This is a genomic window from Paenibacillus sp. 1182, from assembly GCF_017833915.1.
GTDB lineage: Bacteria > Bacillota > Bacilli > Paenibacillales > Paenibacillaceae > Paenibacillus > Paenibacillus polymyxa_D.
On the sequence record NZ_JAFICR010000005.1, the window covers coordinates 12,518 to 34,042 of the forward strand.

17 protein-coding genes and 1 riboswitch are annotated in these 21,525 nt (G+C 47.8%); of the genes, 9 read left to right on the top strand and 8 right to left on the bottom strand.

Annotated features, from left to right (window positions below):
• The first annotated feature begins 1 nt into the window (after position 1).
• The gene (locus JOD82_RS11520) at positions 2–2,338 is read left to right on the top strand and encodes an Ig-like domain-containing protein (protein WP_209949234.1); all 2,337 of its coding nucleotides are present in this window, start codon (positions 2–4) and stop codon (positions 2,336–2,338) included.
• A 160-nt stretch (positions 2,339–2,498) separates the two neighbouring features.
• On the opposite strand, the gene sdaAA is transcribed toward JOD82_RS11520, so the two are convergent.
• A complete protein-coding gene (gene sdaAA, locus JOD82_RS11525) occupies positions 2,499–3,398 on the bottom strand; it encodes an L-serine ammonia-lyase, iron-sulfur-dependent, subunit alpha (protein ID WP_069010728.1) in 900 nt (299 codons plus the stop codon).
• Positions 3,388–4,077 carry an L-serine ammonia-lyase, iron-sulfur-dependent subunit beta gene (gene sdaAB / locus JOD82_RS11530; protein WP_069010729.1) on the bottom strand — a complete coding sequence of 230 codons (690 nt, stop codon included), beginning with the start codon at positions 4,075–4,077 and terminating at the stop codon, positions 3,388–3,390. Before sdaAB ends, sdaAA begins: the two co-directional genes overlap by 11 nt.
• 211 nt (positions 4,078–4,288) lie before the next feature.
• Positions 4,289–4,404: riboswitch (glycine riboswitch) on the bottom strand.
• Positions 4,405–4,619: 215 nt separating this feature from the next.
• Between sdaAB and JOD82_RS11535 the strand changes: the two genes are divergently transcribed.
• From JOD82_RS11535 to JOD82_RS11565, 7 genes are all read left to right on the top strand, one after another.
• Complete coding sequence (locus JOD82_RS11535; protein ID WP_209949236.1) at positions 4,620–6,224, top strand: DUF6359 domain-containing protein; 1,605 nt, start codon at positions 4,620–4,622, stop codon at positions 6,222–6,224.
• A gap of 328 nt (positions 6,225–6,552) precedes the next feature.
• Complete coding sequence (locus JOD82_RS11540; protein WP_209949238.1) at positions 6,553–7,584, top strand: ABC transporter ATP-binding protein; 1,032 nt, start codon at positions 6,553–6,555, stop codon at positions 7,582–7,584.
• On the top strand, positions 7,562–8,488 hold the full coding sequence (locus JOD82_RS11545) for an ABC transporter ATP-binding protein (RefSeq protein ID WP_209949239.1): 927 nt from the start codon (positions 7,562–7,564) through the stop codon (positions 8,486–8,488). Before JOD82_RS11540 ends, JOD82_RS11545 begins: the two co-directional genes overlap by 23 nt.
• A gap of 13 nt (positions 8,489–8,501) precedes the next feature.
• On the top strand, positions 8,502–9,470 hold the full coding sequence (gene opp4B / locus JOD82_RS11550; protein ID WP_029514667.1) for an oligopeptide ABC transporter permease: 969 nt from the start codon (positions 8,502–8,504) through the stop codon (positions 9,468–9,470).
• Positions 9,471–9,498: 28 nt separating this feature from the next.
• Entirely contained in the window at positions 9,499–10,407 is a 909-nt protein-coding gene (locus JOD82_RS11555) for an ABC transporter permease (RefSeq protein WP_209949241.1), read from the top strand.
• A gap of 42 nt (positions 10,408–10,449) precedes the next feature.
• A complete protein-coding gene (gene opp4A / locus JOD82_RS11560) occupies positions 10,450–12,270 on the top strand; it encodes an oligopeptide ABC transporter substrate-binding protein (protein ID WP_209949243.1) in 1,821 nt (606 codons plus the stop codon).
• 43 nt (positions 12,271–12,313) lie between these two features.
• Positions 12,314–13,273 carry a LysR family transcriptional regulator gene (locus JOD82_RS11565; RefSeq protein WP_165147906.1) on the top strand — a complete coding sequence of 320 codons (960 nt, stop codon included), beginning with the start codon at positions 12,314–12,316 and terminating at the stop codon, positions 13,271–13,273.
• Positions 13,274–13,300: 27 nt separating this feature from the next.
• On the opposite strand, the gene JOD82_RS11570 is transcribed toward JOD82_RS11565, so the two are convergent.
• From JOD82_RS11570 to JOD82_RS11585, 4 genes are all read right to left on the bottom strand, one after another.
• The gene (locus tag JOD82_RS11570) at positions 13,301–13,951 is read right to left on the bottom strand and encodes an amino acid ABC transporter permease (RefSeq protein ID WP_039270255.1); all 651 of its coding nucleotides are present in this window, start codon (positions 13,949–13,951) and stop codon (positions 13,301–13,303) included.
• 14 nt (positions 13,952–13,965) lie between these two features.
• A complete protein-coding gene (locus JOD82_RS11575) occupies positions 13,966–14,625 on the bottom strand; it encodes an amino acid ABC transporter permease (RefSeq protein WP_209949245.1) in 660 nt (219 codons plus the stop codon).
• 71 nt (positions 14,626–14,696) lie between these two features.
• Positions 14,697–15,527 carry a transporter substrate-binding domain-containing protein gene (locus tag JOD82_RS11580; protein WP_209949247.1) on the bottom strand — a complete coding sequence of 277 codons (831 nt, stop codon included), beginning with the start codon at positions 15,525–15,527 and terminating at the stop codon, positions 14,697–14,699.
• Positions 15,528–15,569: 42 nt separating this feature from the next.
• Complete coding sequence (locus JOD82_RS11585; protein WP_312887690.1) at positions 15,570–16,307, bottom strand: amino acid ABC transporter ATP-binding protein; 738 nt, start codon at positions 16,305–16,307, stop codon at positions 15,570–15,572.
• A 326-nt stretch (positions 16,308–16,633) separates the two neighbouring features.
• On the opposite strand from JOD82_RS11585, the gene JOD82_RS11590 reads away from it, so the two are divergent.
• Positions 16,634–17,101, top strand: coding sequence for a cupin domain-containing protein (locus JOD82_RS11590; protein ID WP_013308442.1), 468 nt, complete (start codon positions 16,634–16,636; stop codon positions 17,099–17,101).
• 89 nt (positions 17,102–17,190) lie between these two features.
• On the opposite strand, the gene JOD82_RS11595 is transcribed toward JOD82_RS11590, so the two are convergent.
• A complete protein-coding gene (locus JOD82_RS11595; RefSeq protein ID WP_209949249.1) occupies positions 17,191–17,856 on the bottom strand; it encodes a class D sortase in 666 nt (221 codons plus the stop codon).
• A 115-nt stretch (positions 17,857–17,971) separates the two neighbouring features.
• Positions 17,972–21,481, bottom strand: coding sequence for an LPXTG cell wall anchor domain-containing protein (locus JOD82_RS11600; RefSeq protein WP_209949251.1), 3,510 nt, complete (start codon positions 21,479–21,481; stop codon positions 17,972–17,974).
• Positions 21,482–21,525 lie beyond the last annotated feature (44 nt).

The window sequence follows — 21,525 nt, forward strand, 5'->3', positions numbered from 1 at the left end:
TTTGAAGAATAGATGGTCCGGTTTTCTGGCGTTGGTCATCCTGATTTCAAGTTTTACATCATATGCAGGGTTTGCATCTGCTGCGGATGCGGTGCTTTCCAAGATTGTTCTTTCCTCTAACGAGGTAACTTTGCAACAGGGAGATACAGCTGCATTGACGGCTACGGCTGTTTTTAGTGATGGGACAACCTCGAATGTAACCGTAAGCACGGATTGGAAAAGTGATAACACAGCTATTGCTACTGTGTATAATGGTACAGTTTCGGCCAAGGCTGAAGGGGAAGCCACCGTGGTTGCGACCTATAAAGATAAGGTACAATCGGTTCAGGTACATGTAACGAAAAAGGTTAAGGCGCTGACATCTAGTGTACAAAGCCTGAACTTGCGTTCAAGCGGTACAGGACAGGTTGATTTGACAGCGACATACAGTGATAATACAACAGCTCAGGTTTCGGGTGATGCTACTTGGACCTCGGATAATCAAAAGATTGCAACTGTAGTTAACGGTTTGGTTACCGCTCAGGGAGCAGGTACAGCCAATATTAAGGCCGTATATGGTCAGCAGACCGTAACCATTGCTGTACAGGTAGAGCAAGTTAAACGTCTTGATGTCAGTTCATCAGAGGTTTCTCTTTTGCTGAAGGATACTGAGAAGGTTAAACTTTCAGCGACGTTCCCGGATGGATCGGTACAGGACGTGACAGAGTCCGCTGAGTGGAGCTCCAGCAATGCAGCTGTGGCGGATGTACTGAAAGGCACGATTACCGGCTATAGCGCGGGAAAGGCGACAATTATAGGTAAATATGGCACGATGTCCGCTACGATTTCGGTGGATGTCGATCAAACGAATAAGCTGAAAGCCAGCGAATCCAATATTTTTCTCCGTCTGGATGAATCTAAAAAAATACAGGTTTCTGCTGTTTACCCGGATGGAACAGTAACGGATATCACGGATAAAGCTACTTGGGCATCAAGCGATGAAAAAATTGCAACGGTGAATAAAGGAACGATTATGGCCATCGGTGCGGGTTCGGCAACGGTGACCGCTAAGTATGGAGATAAGACCGTTTCGATCAAGACAGATGTCGAAACCTCTAGATTTCTGGATTTGAGCGAGGACAAGCTGAGCTTGAATGCCAAGGAATCCAAAAAGCTCAAGCTGACCGCAACGTACGTAACAGGTACGGAAGAAGATATCACAAGTAAGGCAGAGTGGAAGTCCAGCAATGAAGATATCGCTTTTGTCAGCGCGGGGGAAGTCACAGGTTATAAAACAGGTGAGGCTACCATCACCGCTTCTTATGGCGGCAAGACAGTTACAGCTACGGTATCCGTAAATGTACCCGGGGATCTGTCTCTGTCCTCCAAAACGGCAACGATTGATATTAATGAGGACTATACTGCAACTTTGACGGCTACTTATGCGGATGGGCGTAAGGAAGATGTAACACAGGATGCAGAATGGGCTTCAAGCGCGGAAGATATTGCCTCTGTGTCCAAAGGAACGATTACGGGTAAATCTGCTGGTAAAGCGGTTATTACAGCGACCTATAATGGCAAAAAACTAACAATTAACGTACAAGTGGGCCTTGTAGACCGTCTGGAAACAGACTCGCGTGTAATTGCGCTTGGTGCTCAGGAAACGAAGCAGCTGAAAGTAACAGGAGTTAAGAGTGGTGGTACAAAAACAGATGTAACCAAGGATGCCACCTGGACAACTAGCAATGTAAAAGTGGTTGAAGTTAGCGAAGGTTTGATCAAAGCGAATGGTAGTGGTAAGGCAACTGTGACTGCTTCATATGGCAAGCAAAACATTACGTTTACGGTAGAAGTGGACGTAGCGCAAAAGATTGAAGCGGATGCAATCGCGCTATCGCTCAAATCTGGAGATCAAAAAACCATCGCGATTGTGGTTAAATCGAGCGATGGTAAAGAAAAGGATGTTACAACCCAAGCTGAATGGAAAACGTCCAATTATAAGGTAGCCACTGTTAAAAAGGGTCAGGTTACCGCGGTCAGCTACGGTAAAGCTAACATTCAGGCGAAGTTCGGCGGGAAGATCATCAGCGTACCTGTAGATGTTGATACGCTTAAATATTTGCAAACAGACGAAGTCGCCTTGAATTTGAAGGCAGGACAGCTGGCTAAGGTTACGGCTACAGCCACGTATAAGGATGAGTCGGAGAAGGATGTTTCCAAACCGGCTGTCTGGTCCTCGTCCAGAATTATTGTGGCGACCGTCAAAGACGGTAACATTAAGGCACAGGGCAAAGGCAAAGCAGTAATTACTGTGAAATATGCAGGTAAAATGACGAAGATACAGGTAACCGTTCAGTAATCTGTAACCCGACTAAAAAGAAAAAGAGCAAGCATACGTCCAGCGACGATATGCTTGCTCTTTTCTTTATAAGGACGAATTCTCTTTCCCTAGGACAATGTGGGGGAGAGGTAGTCGCCTTGTTTTATAGAGGAGAAGTAATTGGTTTAAAGCTTAGAAATTACGACTTATTCTTCTTGATTGATGCGTTGCGTGTAAGTGATTCGGTCAAACGCTTGCCAGTCGGCGTCTGAGCCAAGCCGCCTTTGGCGGTCTCGCGGTGCTTCGACGGCATCGCGCTGCCGACTTCAAGCATCACGTCAATGACTTCGTCAGACGGAATAGCGCTGCGCACACCCGCCAAAGCCATGTCCGCTGCGGCAAGCGCAGTCACGGCTCCCAGCCCGTTGCGCACGATGCACGGAATCTCCACGAGTCCGGCGACGGGGTCGCAAATCAGGCCGAGCGTGTTCTTAAGAGCGAGGCCCACGGCGTGAACAGCTTGTTCAGGCGTACCACCGCGCAGCTCGACCATAGCGCCAGCGGCCATCCCGATAGCTGAGCCAATCTCAGCCTGACAGCCTCCCTCCGCGCCAGAAATGAAGGAGTTGTTGGCGATCACGTAGCCAATGGCTCCAGCGGCGAATAGGCCGTTCACCATATGCTCATCATCCCAGCCGAACCGTTCCTGCGCACTGATGAACACACCAGGGATAACTCCACATGAGCCTGCGGTAGGAGTGGCGACAATGCGACCCATAGATGCATTAACCTCCGACACGGAGAGGGCATAAGCCATGGCGAGCGCGGAGGCATCACCGGAGCAGGTCTCCCCTGACCGCAGATACTCGGCCAGGCGCTTGCCGTCGCCGCCCGTCAATCCACTGCGGGATACGGTGTCTTGTGTCTGACCGCGATGAACAGCTTCCTTCATGATTTCATAATAATCAGACATTTGGCGAAAGATTTCTTCCTCCGTTGTATTCGTTTCTTGTACCTGCTCTTGAATCATCAAGCGGCCAATCGTGGTGGATTCTTCAGCGCATAAAGCGCTGATCTCATGCAGATGGCTAAACCGCATCGGATTCAGCTCCTTTTTTCAAATTAATCATCTTAATTTCATACATATGAGGTAAAGAACGCAGTTCCGCAATCAGTTCAGCTGGAGCAGAACTGTCCGTTTCAATGGCGGTGAGTGCTTCACCATCCCGGCCTTTGCGATCTACGTGCATATAGGCAATGTTAATGTGGGCCGCGCCCAGCGCTGAAGTTATTGCGCCCAATGTACCGGGCTTATCCGAGTGGAGAAGCACCAGCGTAGGCAGCTCCCCGGTCAGATTGACCCGGAATTCGTTGAGTTGCTGGACATGGATGCTGCCGCCGCCGATGGAGGAGCCCAGCAGTGTGCGCTGATCCTCGCCCTTCCACAACTCGAAACGGACGGTGTTCGGATGAGGAGCGGGGAGTCCACTGACGGCGAATTCCACGGTCATCCCGGCTTGCTCGGCCCATTGCTCGGCATCTGGAATCCGGTGATCGTCCGTATCGTAATTAAGCAGTCCTGCGATGAGCGCCAGATCCGTACCGTGTCCTTTATACGTATCGGCAAAGGAGCCGTACAGTGTCATACGGGCACGGTCAGGCTGCGCCCCGAGCCAGTGCCGGGCAACGCGTGCGAGTCGCACCGCGCCTGCGGTGTGTGAACTGGAAGGTCCGGTCATGGCCGGGCCGATAATAGAAAATACATCTTTGAAACGCATGGTGTGGCCCCCTGTATGTTCTAATACCATACTATATGGTATTTCCGCGTCTTTGCGCGGTTATGACGGTTCCTAATGCTGACGCACAATGTGAGCACAAAAAAGGACAGGATAAGGAAGTTTCCCTTATCTCTGTCCTCGTTACCTGAGAGTTTCGTGCGGTGTTCTTACCGCCTTACCCCTTGGGTGGCTTGCGCTCTCTCCAGAGTTGCGTCAGATGACGATACATGGACCTGAGAGATTATCCGCCAGCCGGGTGCTGGCGTCTTGCTCCTTCGGTGCCGCCAGAGTGTAAGCCCCCTGGACAGACTCTCCCGTCATCTTCATTCGCGTATACCGTTCTACATGTCTTTCTTAGCGTAATGTATGACGTGCTCGGTGTCAATCACAGGGTTTAATTTTTACATAAACAGGTGCATTTCCAATAAAAAAGATTAAAGTTTACATAATTATGGATGAAATCAGGAAGGAATTAGAAGATTGGCGGCTAATCTGATAGAGGACAAGTACATTTATGGAAATCATAGGAGGGATATTGACGTATGGTAAAAGGCTTGCGGTTCACAGGTTCACGCTTAAAAGGGATGCTGCATCTAGCAGCGATCGTTTCACTGCTGATCGGGATCTTCGTTCCGTTCGGTCAGGTCAAGGCAGAGGGAGCATTGACAGTAGCTGAAGCACTTCAGGGCCAAAGCAGTGGAGGTACGGTGACGGTAGAAGGTTATATCGTCGGACATGCTACCGGATCGAAAACGGCTAACTTTTCTTCTCCGTTTGCGAATGATTTTAACGTACTGATTGCCGACCAGGCCAATGAACGTAGCACGTCTAATCTATTGGATGTACAGCTGACATCCGCGTACAGAGGGCAATTTGGGCTAACAGGCCATCCTGAGCTGATTGGCAGCAAAATCCGTGTGACGGGTACACTCGGCGCCTACAATAATTTTGGTGGAGTGAAAAGCCCAAGCGCTGTTGAACTGGTGAACGGAAGCGAGCCGGGGGAACCAGGTGAACCTGGTGAACCTGAACCTGGCAACCCGGGTCAACCCGGTACTACATTGCCGGATGGAAAAGGCAAAAAGGTGCTGTTCGATAATACGCACGCACAGACCGCTGGTGCAGCAGATTGGGTCATTGAAGGCGCCTTCTCCGACTTTGCCAATGGACTGCGTAATGTAGGCTTTACGGTAGACCCATTAAATCGTCCCATTCCTTTTACTTATGGAGAGCAGGCTATAACCTATGACAAGCTGCGCCAATATGATGTGTTCATTATTGGTGAAGCGAATGTTGCCTTTAAGGCATCCGAGCAGGCTGCCCTGCTGCAATACGTGAATAGCGGAGGGAGCGTCTTCTTCATCTCCGATCATTATAATGCAGATCGTAACAAAAACCGTTGGGATTCCTCCGAGGTTATGAATGGCTACCGTCGTGGAGCCTATACTAATCCGGCCAAAGGCATGACTGCAGAAGAAGCTGCATCACCGGCAATGCAAGGATTAACAAGCTCCGATTGGCTGGCGGCCAACTTTGGCGTTCGTTTCCGTTACAATGCGCTCGGTGATGTGAATGCTACCGACATTGTAGCCGCAGATCAATCTTTCGGTATTACCAAGGGTGTGCGCTCGATTGCCATGCATGCAGGATCTACGCTGGCTATTATTGATCCTACCAAGGCTAAAGGCATTGCTTACATCCCTTCAGGCACGAAAAAATGGGGTAATGCGGTAGATCAGGGGGTTTATAACGGCGGGGGCCGTGCGGAAGGACCTTATGCCGCTATCTCCAAGGTAGGCCAAGGCAAGGCAGCATTCATCGGTGATTCTTCCCCTGTAGAAGATGCTACACCGAAATATGTGCGTGAGGAAAACGGACAGTCGAAGAAGACATATGATGGCTTCAAAGAAGTGGATGATTCAACCTTCCTGGTGCAAACGGTTCAATGGCTTGCATGGAAGCAGGACTACACGAAATTGTCCGATGTGGCAGGTTTGACTCTGGATCAACCAACGAAGCTTCTGCCATTCGAAGAGCCTGCGGCGTCCACGGAACCACAGCCTGAGCCTTGGTCTGCTCCGGCAGCAGGCTACAAATGGTACGATCCTAGAACATTCAAGTCTGGCTCCTATGGAGCGGCTTCGTAAATTATATTGTCAGGAGCTCAATGTGAGCTTGGGTTAGTTAGTCGTTTGATCCCTGCTGAGGGATCAGGCGACTTTTTTTGTGATGAAAATTAACCTGTGGTTGGTTATTTCATTACATTTTGTGCCAGAAAGGCCGCACTATTGCTGGATCATTGATTTTTTAAATGATGTTGATAGCATAATCTTAATTGATATATCCATATACTGGTGATAGGATGTATTCAAATTATTCCGACAAAAACGGTATGTAATGTTCATGAGAGGTTTTAAACATCAAACATGGTGAGAATAAGCGGGACAAGACCATGGAGAATGGAGGAAGCGCGCATTGAATACCGAACCTGTGTTGGAAATTAAAGGATTATCCGTATCTTTTCGCATCCAGGATCAATATCACCCCGCAGTCGACCATCTGGATCTGACGGTCAACCCCAATGAAGTGCTGGCTGTAGTCGGAGAATCCGGCTGTGGCAAAAGCGCGTTAGCGCTTTCGATCCCGCAACTGCATGACATGGAACGCACGCGTGTAGAGGGGGAGGTCTTTTTTAAAGGAACGGACTTGAACCGTCTTTCCTCAGGGCAAATGAATAAAATCCGCGGAGCGGGAATTGGCATGATCTTTCAGGACCCGTTGACAGCACTCAACCCGTTGATGAGCATTGGCAAGCAGATTGAGGAAAATCTCGATTATCATACGTCACTATCTACGAAGCAAAAAAGGGAACGTGTGCTGGAGCTGCTGGAAAGTGTAGATATACCGAATCCAGTGCGTGTGTATGATCAGTATCCGCATGAACTGTCAGGAGGGATGCGGCAGCGTGTGATGATCGCGATTGCCATAGCTTGCCGACCTTCTCTTATTATTGCAGATGAGCCGACGACTGCGCTCGATGTAACGATCCAATCGCAAATTCTCGACTTGCTCAAACAGCTTCAACAGGAGACTGGGAGCGGTATTATCCTGATTACGCACGATCTTGGTGTTGTGGCAGAAGTAGCCGACCGCGTGGTGGTCATGTATGCCGGAGAAATCGTGGAGAGCGCTGATGTTTTTGAATTATTCAGGCAACCACAGCATCCGTATACGCGTTCTTTGCTTGCTTCCATGCCGGGATCGCATACCAAGGGGGAATCACTGCATGTCATCGGCGGCATTGTTCCCTCATTACAAGATATCCCCCGCAATAGCTGCCGCTTTGCTCCACGTATTCCCTGGATTCAGCAGAGGGTGCATGAAGACCATCCCCAATTAAATGAAATTTCCCCTGGACATTGGGTCCGTTGTACATGTTATCAGCATTTTCATTTTGAAGACGAGGCAAAGGGGGAGGCTGCTCATGGCACTACTGGAGTTAAATGATTTGAGGGTGCACTATCCGGTGCGCGGTGGTTTCTTCCAGCGTGTTATCGATCAGGTGAAAGCAGTGGATGGCGTGTCGATCAGCATTGAGGCAGGCCAGACCTACGGGCTGGTGGGGGAGTCTGGCTGTGGGAAAACGACGACAGGCAGGACGATCATCGGTCTAAATAAGCTGACGAGCGGACGGATTTTGTTTAAAGGAAAGGACCTTGCAGCTCTAAGTAGTAACAATCGTCATCCATTGCGTAGAGATATTCAGATGATTTTTCAGGACCCATACTCTTCGCTTAACCCGCGTAAGCGCGTATTGGATGTCATTGCTGAACCGCTGCGAAATTTTGAAAGGCTGAGTAGTGAGGAAGAACGGAGAAAAGTACAGACGTTGCTGGAAAAGGTCGGCTTGAACGCCGATGCAGCCTATAAATATCCGCATGAATTTTCCGGGGGGCAACGACAGCGGATCGGGATCGCGCGTGCGCTGACATTAAACCCCAAGCTGATCATTGCTGATGAGCCAGTGTCAGCACTGGACGTTTCCGTGCAGGCACAGGTGCTTAATTTTATGAAGGATGTGCAGCAGGAATTTAATTTGACGTATTTGTTCATCAGCCATGATTTAGGTATTATCCGCCATATGTGCGACCAAATCGGTATTATGTATCGGGGCCGTCTAGTGGAGCAGGGGAGCGAGCAAGATATTTATGAGCGTCCACAGCATCTGTATACCCAGCGCCTCATTGCAACCATTCCCAATATTGATCCTACAAAACGGCTGGAAAATGCTCAAAAAAGGCGAATGCTTTTATCCTCCTACAAAACAGAGCTACCCAAACATCTAGACGCGAGTGGAAAACCGTTTGCACTAAAATCAGTAAGTCCATCCCATCAAGTCGCGCTACCATAAGGGGGTACAGAATATGTGGAAATTTACACTGCGTCGGCTACTGGTTATGATCCCTCAACTTTTTGCACTGAGCGTGCTTATATTTTTCCTAGCTAAGGCTATGCCAGGGGATGCCTTGACAGGGCTCATCACTTCAACTCCCAATCTAAATCCGGCTGCACTGGAAGAGCAGCGACAAAGACTGGGACTGAATGACCCGGTCTGGATGCAGTATGGGAACTGGCTCGTCCAGCTTGCTCACGGGGATCTGGGCAAATCTTATGTACATAAAATTAGCGTTACCGATCTGATTGGCAGCCGTCTGGGGAACACGTTCTTTCTGGGCGTAGTCATTCTGGTTCTGACGTATCTGATCGCCATCCCGCTCGGCGTACTCAGCGGTCGTTATCAGCATAGTCTGCTGGACAAAACCGTAGTGGGCTATACCTATCTCAGCTTTGCGACACCTCTATTTATACTCGCGTTGCTGCTGCTGTATGTATTCGGCTTTAGGCTCGGCTGGTTTCCAACCAGCGGCAGTGTGGATGTAGGTGTGGAGCCGGGGGCATGGTCATATTACGTGAACAAGTCGTATCATCTCATTTTACCGGCGGTTACAGGCGCATTGCTCAGTACAACGGCTACGATTCAGTATTTGCGCAATGAGGTCATTGACACAAGACTGAAGGATTTTGTGAAAACAGCGCGTTCCAAAGGGGTACCCGAAGGTAAAATTTATTCCCGCCATATTTTCAAAAACTCTCTATTGCCGATTGCTGCCTTTTTGGGCTATGACCTGACGGGAGTCATTGCAGGCAACATTTTTCTTGAATCTATTTTCGGTTATCCGGGGTTGGGCCAATTATTTCTTCAGTCCATCACTCAACGGGATTTTTCAGTCGTGAACGCGCTGGTCATGATTTCTGGCTTCTTGGCACTATTAGGGACCCTTTTATCTGATGTCATCCTGAGCAAGGTCGATCCCCGCATTCGAATTGAATAGCGAACAAGTCTAGAGAAAGGGAGGGATTATGGTGTCTATACAGGTGGAGGAGGTTTTCACGCCGGAAATCATTCGTAAATCACCATCCAGTTGGTCTGTACTACGTCGTGAGCTGGTGCGTGACAAAAAGGCCTTGGTTTCCATTGGCTTTGTGATTCTGTTCTTGATCTTTATATATGCCTCTGTCCTGTTTGTCAATCAGGATGTAGTCACGACGGTCGATTTGGGCGCGATTCGTGAAGCTCCAGGCTCAGTGCATTGGCTGGGGACAGATCGAGCGGGCAGAGATATTTTCGGCCAACTGGTCATTGGAGCCCGCAATTCCTTCACTATTGGCTTTACGATTACATTGTTATCCGCCGCTATTGGCTTAACATTAGGTTTACTGGCTGGTTTTTATGGGGGAATGGTCGATAACATCATCATGCGGATCATTGATTTTATTTTGGTGCTTCCATTTTTGATGTTGGTCATCGTATTTGTCAGCATTGTACCCAAAAGCGGCATAGGGTCCTTTATTTTTATCATGACTGCCTTTTTATGGATTGGAAAAGCACGCCTGATCCGGGCCAAAGTGTTGTCGGAGCGCGAACTGGATTATGTGCAGGCTTCCAAAACCCTTGGCACACCCAATTGGAAAATCATCTGGTTTGGCGTGCTGCCCAATCTTAGCTCGGTCGTGATCGTCAATCTGACCCTCAGTCTCGCGGGAAATATCGGGATTGAGACCGGGCTTTCTTATCTCGGCTTTGGCTTACCGGAATCTACGCCAAGCTTGGGTACACTGGTGAGTTATGCCAATGACCCGGATGTTTTGCAGAATAGCTGGTGGATGTGGTTACCTGCCTCACTGCTTATTTTGGTGTTAATGCTGGCGATTAACTTTATTGGCCAGGCGCTCAAACGCGCCACGGATGCCAGACAACGATTGGGTTAACTGAAGTTCAAGGATAAGGACAATGACAAGGAGGGATTTACAATGGTTAAACACTGGAAAAAAGGGATTCTGCCTGTTCTATCTGCAATTTTAGTACTTTCATTGGCGGCATGCAGCGGTTCGCCTTCCGCTTCAAATGGAGGGAAATCGTCTGACGGTACAGGCGGCTCAGGGTCCGACAGCAAACAGGTGAATGCGACAGCGCTGGCGAAGGCGGTCAAGAACGATAAGGCACCGATTAAGGGTGGCATCATCAATTATGCACTCGTGTCTGATACCCCCTTTGAAGGCATTCTGAATCCTGTATTTTATGATGGCAATCCTGATTTTGAAGTCTTCCAGTTTTTTTACCCTTCTATGTTTTCGATTGACTCCAATCTGAATATTGACAATAAAGGGGCGGCGACGATTTCCTTTTCCCCAGACAATAAGGCGGTGACTGTGAAAATTGATCCCAAACTGAACTGGACGGATGGTAATCCCGTAACGGCAGAGGACTATGCCTTTTCCTATGAAGTGATCGGTCATAAAGACTACGAAGGTCCGCGTTATGATAGCTTTATGACCAACATTGTGGGTATGGAGGATTATCACGCGGGTAAGGCCAAAACCATTTCTGGCATCAAGGTGCTGAATGAGAAAGAGGTTACCATTCATTTCAAAGAACCCAATCCTTCGGTGAAATCGGGACTCTGGTCTACGCCACTGGAGAAAAAGGTATTTCAAAACATTCCCGTGAAGGATATGGCCGGATCTGATCCTGTCCGTAAAAATCCGATTGGCTATGGGCCGTTCAAAATTAAATCTATGGTCACAGGTGAATCTGTGGAATTCGTCAAAAATGAGGATTATTTTCACGGTGTACCCAAGTTAGATGGCCTTCATCTGAAGGTGGTGAACCCGAATGTCATTACCGAGGCGCTGAAAAGTGGAGAGGTTGACTGGGCCAGCTATCCAACCACCCGTTACAATGAGGCCAGCAATCCGAAAAATGTACAGTTTCTCGGTCAGGAGGAATTATCTTATAGCTATGTGGGCTTTAAGATGGGCAAATTCGATCAGGCCAAGAGTCTAAATATCATAGACCCGAACGCCAAGCTGGCGAACAAGTCATTACGTCAGGCCCTCGGCTATGCGCTGAATAACGAGCAGGTCGGCAAGCAGCTATATCATGGGCTTCGGATTCCAGCAACGTCCCTGATTCCGCCTGCCTTTAAGGGGTATCATGATATAAATGCAAAGGGCATCACGTATGACCCGGACAAGGCGAAAAAGCTGCTGGACGAGGCAGGGTATGTGGACACCAATGGAGATGGATATCGTGAGGACCCCAAAGGCAAGGAACTGGTGCTCCATTATGCGGCAATGAGCGGGGATGCGACAGCCGAATCGCTGGCGAAGTTTTATTTGCAAAATTGGAAGGATGTCGGGCTTCATGTCGAGCTGGTGGACGGCCGTCTGCTTGAGTTCAATTCTTTCTATGACCGTGTGCAGAAGGATGACCCTGGCATTGATATTTTTGGCGGCGCATGGAGTACAGGTACAGATGTAAACCCTAGTGGGCTGTATGGACGCGGAGCCAGCTTTAACTACTCGCGCTTTACCAGTGAAGAGAATGATAAGCTGTTGCAGGAAGGGGTGTCTGTGAAAGCCTTTGACGACAATTATCGTAAAGATATATACAATCAGTGGCAGGCGTATATGAGCGAGGAGGCACCCATTGTACCGACGTTATTCCGTTACTCGTTGGAGGCAGTGAATAATCGGGTAGCCAATTACGATATTACCCGTGGCAAGGAGTATGATGCAGACACGTTTGCGAATATTACGTTGACTGCGGAAAAAGCAGAAGTAGCCCAATAATCTAAAAAAAGCGCAATAACCTGAAGAAGAAGCGCGAACCGGTTTGATCCGATTTTGCGCTTCTTTTGACCTTTTATGCAATCATTCTGGGGATTCTCGAAGGGAGAGAAGGAAGACGGAGATACGTCAGCTTCAATACTTCATTGCGGTATGCGAGGAACTGCATTTTACGAAAGCTTCGGAAAAGATCGGAATCTCCCAACCCACACTTAGCTTGCAAATTAAGGCGTTGGAAGAGGAATTGGGCATGACTCTTTTTGACCGTGCAGGCAAGAAAATTAAGATGACAGATGCCGGGAAATTGTTGCTGCAACACAGTGCACATGCGCTCAAGGATTTACAGCAAGCAAAGGCTTCCATTGAGGAGTTGCGCACCGAGCAACGCGGGAGTTTGCGGATTGGTATCGCATTACCGGAGCTGGAGGAACCATTACAAGAAATGTTTATCCATTTTCATCAGTCATTTCCTAGAGTCAGCTTGCACATCCATCCATCATTTGATGTCACAGAACAGCTGCTGGATAACCGAGTGGATGTTGGCATCACGCTGCATTCGGGTACGGATGAAAGGCTTGTCCAGCTTCCTCTTCGTACGGAGAACTACTGTCTTGTTGTTCCGGTAGAGCATGTGTTTTCCAACCGTTCTTCCATTACGCTGGACGAATTGAGGCATGTACCCTGGGGGATGCAGCCAGAGTGTCATCCCGGCAGGAAACTGATTGAGAAGTGCTTCCGTGATCACGGGTATCCCTTTGCAACTGTCTTGGAGACCAATTCCATACCTTCCATCCTGCGCTGGGTGCAGGATGGACTTGCCGTAACCCTACAGACGGAGTCCCTTGCAACAGAATTGGATCACTCACAATTTTGCACTGTACCTATTTTGTGCGACGTGCTCCAGGGTCAGCTAGAGCTGGTTTATCGGTCTGGCCGTTATCAGGGAGAAGCGTTGAAGCAATTGATTAAAGAGATACAAGCTGTACTAACCGTGCGTTCCAACTAGTGGCAACCCTGATGAGTATCACGAGCTTTAATGTGTACGAACTTCCAGCCTGCGTGCAATCAGTGACATACTGTAATTGACAGCAAAGTACAGGAAAGCTGCGAACAGCAGGGCTGGAATGACAAAGGATTGATTTTGCCCACCGACAATCTGAATATTATGCGTCAGCTCCGGCAAACTGATAATGACAGCCAGTGAGGTATCCTTGAATAGGGAAATGAACTGGCTGACAATCGGGGGCACCATGCGACGAAGCGCTTGGGGCAGAATGATATGCCATAAGGTTTGAGAATAGCTTAGACCAGAGGAACGTGCGGCTTCCACCTGTCCTTTATGGACCGAATTCAGACCGCTACGCACAATCTCAGCAATCATGGCTCCCTCGAAGATCGACAGGCCTGTAATGGCTGCCCACTTGAGGGAAATGGAAAGACCGATAGATGGTAAAACCATGCCGATGAAGAAAATAATGAGCAATAATGGAAGATTGCGAATGAGATCAATGATAAAGGCTGCAACCTGTGAAATGACAGGTAAGCGAGTATAGCGCAGGATGCCGAATAAGATACCGAGAACGAAGCTGAACACGATAGAGTAAATAGCAACCTCCAGCGTGAGCAGGAAGCCCTCCAGTATAAAACGCACATTAGGCCATACAAACAATCCACCGAAATCCATACGGGCTTCCCTCCTTAGGATGTTTTGGACAGACGCCGTTCCATATATAGTACAAGAAAGCTAAGCGGAACCGTCAAGATAAGATACAACAGCGCCGTGATGGCGTAGACTGTGATGGGCAGGAAGGTATCCGAGTTAATGAGGTCCGAGTAATACATTAGGTCCAGTCCGGCCACAATAGCCAGCACGGAAGAGTTTTTGACCAGATTAATGAATTGGTTGCCGATCGCAGGCAGTACAATTTTGATGGCTTGCGGTAAAATAATGCTGATCATCGTCTGGTTGTAACTCAACCCGGAGGACCTTGCCGCTTCAAATTGCCCCTTGGGCACAGATTGAATGCCGGCACGTATGGCTTCAGCAATAAAGGAGGCCGTGTATACGGTCAATCCAAGCGTTCCAGATATGAATCCGTCCAAAGGGATGCCCAAAGTGGGAAGCCCGAGATAAAAAAACAGTACGACGATCAGCAATGGAATATTGCGGATGACCTCTACATAGACGGTACCGATCCAGTTCAGCCATTTAAAAGGCGCAATTCGGAGGATGGCAATAATAGCCCCCAGAATAAAGCTTCCAACCAAGGCAATGACACTAGCTTGAACGGTATGAAGCAAGCCTTCTCTGAAACGGTCGCTATGATCAAAAAGTACGTTGATATCAAAAGTAAGCATCTGTGAATGTACCTCCTTATCCAGACCTAAGAAAGGAAGGAGCTCGCAATCGCGGCTCCTTCACAAGAATACTATTCGGGTTTAACCCCAAGCCATTGCTCGTGGAGCTTATCGTATTCACCGTTGCTTTTCAGTTCCTTGATCGTATCATTAATAGCTTGTAGCAGTTCAGTTTGTCCCTTCTTTACTGCAATGCCGTAAGGTTCCTCTGTGAAGTTCCCGCCTACAAGAGTATAATTCGGGTCTTGCTGCTGCATGCCGAGCAGAATAGAGTTATCCGTAGTCAACGCTTCTCCTTTGCCTGCTTTGAGGGCGTTGAAAGCATCCTGATAGTTTTCGAATTCCAATATCGTTGCTTCAGGTGCTTTTTCGCGGATATTTTTGGCGGAGGTAGAGCCTTTCACGGCGAGCACCTTGGTTTTTGGGGTCAGAGACTCCAGCCCGGTGATGGGGCTCCCCTTTTTCACGAGCAGAGACTGCCCGGCGTTAAAATAAACGTCGCTGAAATCAACCTGCTTTTTACGTTCATCCGAAATGGTCATCGTCGCGATAATGGCGTCGATGTCCCCGTTTTGCAATAAGGTGATTCGTGTTTTGGACGTGACCTCTTTTAGTTCAAGTTTGGTTTCATCGCCAAAAATATGTTTGGCTACAGCCTTAGCGATGTCGATATCAAAGCCTTCTACTTTTCCGCTAGCCGGGTCTTTCAGTCCGAACAGCTTGGTATCGTATTTCACACCAACGACCAGTTTGCCACGCTGTTTGATCGCTTCCAGCCCGTTGGCTGCTGCCGACTCATTCCCCGACGTTGCCGCTCCTTCTTTGCCTCCACAGCCTGCCAAGACGAGCAGACAAGATAAAGCTACCAGCACCAAAGTACTCCATTGAAATCTTTTTCTCATCAGAACATTCCCCTTTCGATTTACGCTACATTGGTAGTCTGTTTAATGATGAATCAGACGGCTCAGGAACAGGCGAGCCCGTTCTTCACCCGGATTCTGAAAAAATTCGGCAGGTTGGCTGTCTTCCAAAATCTGTCCTTTGTCCATAAAAATCACGCGGTCTGCTACTTCACGTGCAAAGCCCATTTCATGAGTGACAATGACCATTGTGATGCCCTGATGGGCGAGCGAGCGCATAACATCCAGCACCTCTCCGATCGTTTCGGGATCAAGTGCTGAAGTAGGCTCGTCGAACAACATGATTTTTGGATTCATCGCGAGCCCACGGGCGATCGCGACCCGCTGCTGCTGTCCACCGGACAATTGGGCGGGGTAGCTCTGTGCCTTTTCCTCGATTCCGACGCGCTTTAGATAAGTGATGGCTGTTTGAGTAGCTTCTTCTTTCGAGATGCCCAGTACCTTCATAGGTGCCAGTACAATGTTTTCAATTACCTTTTTGTGGGGATACAGATTGAAATGCTGGAACACCATCCCGATATTGCGACGGAAGGCATTAATATCAATCTTTTTGTCATGTACAGGGATCTCGTTAACGATCAGTTTCCCATCCGATATCGTTTCCAGACGATTGATACAGCGAAGCAGGGTGCTTTTACCCGAGCCGGAGGGACCGATGATGACGACGACCTCGCCCTCCTTAATCTGAAGATTAATGTCTTTGAGTACATGAAAGTGACCGTAATGCTTGTTGACATTGCGAAACTGGATCAGAGAGCTCACCCCTTTTAGGCTTGGATACATAGCTTAGTAGACGGATTGACATGATCAAGCTCTATTAGAATTTAAAAATTTCTCTCATGATACTATAAGCTTACAATAAAAAACAAGATTTTATGTCATAAAACTTTACGTATAATGTATTTTGGTGTGATTTTTACTAGTAAACTATTATTTATATGATGAAAATGAGTAAATATCCGTATTTTTATGTTAACAAATTTCACATAATTTATTGATCCCCGACAAGCTAAGGGAGAAACGTGACAAAAGCAACGCTATGTTTTACAGTAGGGAAGAAGGAATTTAGGGTAAAGGAAGGTTAGACAATGACGAAAGCTATTTCACCGCTAGTCACGGCATTGGGCATGGAGCCCCATCCAGAAGGCGGCTGGTACAAAGAGATGTGGAAGGCCCATTTTCAAATTCCGAAGCCTGTACTGCCGGATGTGTATTCTGGTCCGCGCTTTGCAGCTTCGTCTACGTATTTCTTGCTGCATCCGGGCGAGTTCTCCGAGTGGCACGTGGTCCATTCTGATGAGCTGTGGTTATATCATAGCGGAAGCCCTGTAGAGTTGAAATTGGGTGGAAGCGGAGAAGAGCCTGGTGAAGAAACTGTGATTATTGTTGGTGCAGATGTGGAGGCAGGACAGCATCCACAAGCACTCGTCCCAGGAGCAGTATGGCAAACGGCACGTCCGCTTGGGGATGAGCCCGTACTGGTAACCTGTGTGGTTGCACCAGGATTCCACTTTGATGATTTCAAGTTGATTGCCAAGAATCCAACTGAATCGTAATGTGAACATTGGCGGGTATATTTCTGTAAGTGAACAGGAATGGCCCGCCTGATTTATTTTTACTCATAAAAATAGGCGCTTTAATGGCTTTAGGTGCTTAGTTTGGCCTGAACAATGAGACGATGGGTGGGATTTATGAGAGGGTCACATGTAATCAGGGTGAGCAGCTTTTGTTTTTTGAAGCTTTTCAGAACAGACACGTCCGTAGGATCGACCGTCTTCAGGCTATAAACGCTATATACATATTGGTTACCCCGAGTGTTAACAACAATCTTATCCCCGATCTTCAATTCATTTAGACGATTAAATAAACGTCCAGAGGTGCGGGCTCGATGAGCAGCAATGGCGGCATTCCCCGCCTGTCCCAGCGTCCCCGTTTCCGGCATATGTACAGCCGCGTGTCTCATATTTATCCTCGTTGCGCCTTCCAATACAGGGAGCTTTAAAGCAATACGACTTATACTAATAGTGGCTATGGGAGTTTGTTCATTAGCGCTTCCAATGGTAACAGGGGGTGTGGAAGTATTTTGTCGTGCTTCACGAGCCGGGACTTCCGTAAGAGTAGTGGACAAGCGAGCATAGCTGTCCGTAAGACTGGGGGGCCATAGCGCATCGCTTTTTCCTGATGGTAGTTCTGCTGCTTTTAATAGCTTGCTTTGTTCCCGATCCTCATTCCATTCCGTCGCTTTAGGAAACAAAATAAAAAGTAAGCCTAACAAAATAAATACGTAGGAAAGTTTACGCAGACTCAGCAATCTCGCCTCCCCTAAGCAAAGTAGGATTATGCATATTTTTTTGAAAAATGCCCCATTCCCGGCTCATTCCAATCGGAAATGGAATGAGGCGAGAGATCAGGGCAGGTGATCCATTTTATTTTTTGTTCGTCCGTCTGAATTTCAACAATACGCCCCACATAACCAACGCTATGCCTGTCAAATAGAACGGAACGGGGCTGCTTTCACCTGTTTGGGGCAACTGATGTACAGCAGGTGGATCCTCTGGCTCTTCTGGCTCTTTCCCGGGAACCTTGACACGGATCTTAGGTTCGGGATCGTCTTTCGAATCCACCGGAGGAGAAGGATCTTGATGAGGCATGACGGCTGGCGGCTCCGGCGGTATAGGTGCAGGTTCCTCCTGTAGAAGGGCTATGTCCTCCGGAGACATTGGCAATGACGGAGGAACGGTTACAGACGGAGTATCGGGTATTTCCGGATCTCTGTCATGTTTCTTACCTGAGCCTCCAGACGGGGGTGACGGGTCTGGATGAGTAGGCGTTCCTGGTTCGTTTTTCTTTTCTTTACGGTTGGTGATCACAATCTTTTTTACACCAGAGCTTTGTCGCAGTGTTGCGTCTATTTTGATCTCAAGCTTGCTCTCGGTGATTTTATAGCCCTCCGGTGCTGCCAATTCCTCCAAGATGTAATCGTCATGAAGCAAGGAGGAAAAGATGATTTTGCCTTCCTGATTGGTGGTCTGAATGAGAGGGGCTCTTTTTTGACCTTTATCATAGAGTGCAAACTGTGCGCCAGGCAGTACCTTCTCAGGCATATCCTGGTCTACCTTGGTCAACTCAAGACTTTCGGTCACACCCCCGCCGGAACCGGAGCCGGAAGACGTTCGTACGATGATTTCCTGGCTGGTTTCCCGTATCTCTGTCGTCAAGCGATCCCCCTCAAAGGCAACCTTATTACTCACTTTGGCTTTGTCCTCAGCATGAATGAATGATTGGTATTCAAGAATAAAAGCAGAGGAAATATCCTTGGCAAAAGCAAGTTCAAAAGTTTGCTGGCCTTGAGCATCTGTTTTGATATACAGCTTGTAATCTTGGTTTCTAATCAACTCGGTGCCCTTGGTGGTATTTCCGTTGGCAGCGATGATTGTAGAGTACAAATGAAAGGAATCCTCGATTAAGATTTGATTGCTGCTAGGCCGATCTATAATTTTAGCGTTGGATACATGTGACTGTCCTTCATTGATGCGGATGCTCCAGTCGATCTTATTTCCATTTTGTGTACCGACTTTAGATACATATTCTCCACCATGAGGTACCGTGACTTGCGCTGCCCATTTGGAGACTGTTTTTTGTCCATCCAGTAGAAGGGCTTGATTATGAATTTCCTTGTCAATCAGTTCTCCTTCCAATGAAGTTTGAAAGGTAATCCAGTAGGGAGTCTGTATCTGCTCCTTGAACTGGATACGCAATTCATTCCCATTTTGCTCGGAGGGAGGGATAATGGTGTATTGATCTGCCGGGATTTCAGCCCCTTTTTGTACGCCATCCCACCATCCCAGCAAGGTCATATCGTGTACTTTCACGGAGCCGGGCAGTAACTTCTGACCTTGCAGCAAGGGGTCTCTCACTTCAGCGTGGTTTAGGATCTTGCGATTGTAGTTGGCTTTAATGTCCCAGGTAATGAGCTTGGAGGTCGCATTATAGCTTCCTTGCTTGGCACCGTTTCGTTGTGTCATAAAGTCCGGCCAGATCGGGCACTCCACGGCATGCGATGATGTTTCTCCGTCTTCAAACTGGTATTCTATAATGGATTTATTACGAAACTCAGGCTTCGTCGTATCCGTTTTCCAGTCATTGTTATAGGTGGTTGAATACTTGATCGTATAAGCTTTATGAATGGTTTTATGAAATTTGAGCGTAAATCCTTGTTTATAGTCCTGTGATAGCGGAATCAGCTCATAATCCGTGGGGGCACGTAGCTCCGTTGTTCCGTCAACAGTTTGAATTTTCAGGGTGTCCGGCAACAAGGCCAAGCCCCCGTTTGGAAACACATCGTGAATGACAATATTTTTCATGGTGTACAAGTCTGTATTAATGGTAATCACCCAAGGTATGATTTTGGTGTTGTAATTGGGTGTGTCATACATTTTAGTCATAACTCCGCTTGTGATTTCTGTCGATACGATCTTCTGGATTCCATCTGAGGTTATGATGTTTATAACTTTTCCATTTTCATAGACACGGCCTCTGGCTTGAGTCTGGTATCGGATGGTATAGGCTGAATCTACGTCAAAGTTAAATTGAAGTTTGAAGCCGTTGCGGTCCGGATAATCAACTGGGATGACAGTATACGCCCACGATGGGAGTTCCTCCAGCGTGTTTCCTTTAAATACTTTCAAGGAACCGGGTAGCAATTCTTGAGTTTTGTTGAAATGATCAATTAAAAGAGCTTTGGCTTCGGGGATTTTTGTCTCGCCGAAGTTGTATCGTATGGCCCACGAGAGTGTTTGTGTGGCATGATCATATTTTTCAACCTTTTTGGACAAAAACTCACCACGTTCTACCTGAACAGTACCGGTAGCAGCAACGTTCTCTATCGCATCTCCTGAAAGCGTTGCTGTGTTGGAAAAACGAGTTTCGTCGCCAGTAATGCGCGTGGAATATTGAATCTGGTAGGCTGTGTTCATGCTATCGTCTTGAAAACGAATCACAAACCCTGTCCCGGCTTGATCTGCTTCAATGGCATATTCACTCGCATTTACTAGGTCTCGAACAACGGTCGATCCGTCGATATTGACTTGGAGATGATAGAGCCGGATAGAGTCTCTTCTGAGTTCCAGTCCTAAAGGAATTGGATCGGTGATGAAGGCATGCTTTACGGTGTTTAGCTGTTTGTTCACATCAATGGTCCAGTCGATCTGATTTGTGCCAGCTAGTTTCCCTTGTTTGCTTAGGGTCGGCCCTGACTGGGGCTTTACATTCACGACGACCGTTTGCACCCCGCCTTTGATCGGAATCGCAATGATGACCTCTGTACTACCTTTCACTATTTCTTTTGTAAACTCGGTTTTGATTTGCAGTTTGCCGCTGACATTGGAATGAGTCTCTACATATGGGTTAAAGGTCATGATCACCTTGCCCTGACGATCTACTGTGAAGTATCCCACGGTTCCGTCGGTAGTGACTAACGGAGATGAGATATCAGTGTAGATGACAAACTGTTCTGGTAAGTGAAAGGTGAAAGTGTCTCCTGACTTATAGGTATTGTCAGGAAGCTCCCATTCATAGCCTAGTTGGATGGCTGATCCGATGTCGAATTGGCTGTCGGGACTATATACTGCATCAATGACATGCCCTGATTCGTCGGTCAGGCTCAACTTCGTTAGTATGCTCTGCGGAGTTGCATCATGTTGAGATTTTGAACTGACTGCTCCTTGAACGAAGGGGGGCGTGTTTGAAGGAATCTCCCTGGGGGGTTCAAGGTTTGGGACACCGTATACAGCATCCGTAACGGTATGTGTAGGATCGGATACAGCACTCTGCCGCAGTTCTGGGGCTGGAGCATCTGCGTAAGCCAGTGTTGCGTTGAAAAAGCTTTGGACAATGAGCAATAAGGCAATGATCATTACATTTATTTTTGTTCTCATGCTCCAAGTGATTCTCCTATTCATCGTAATATGGCAATGCTTCG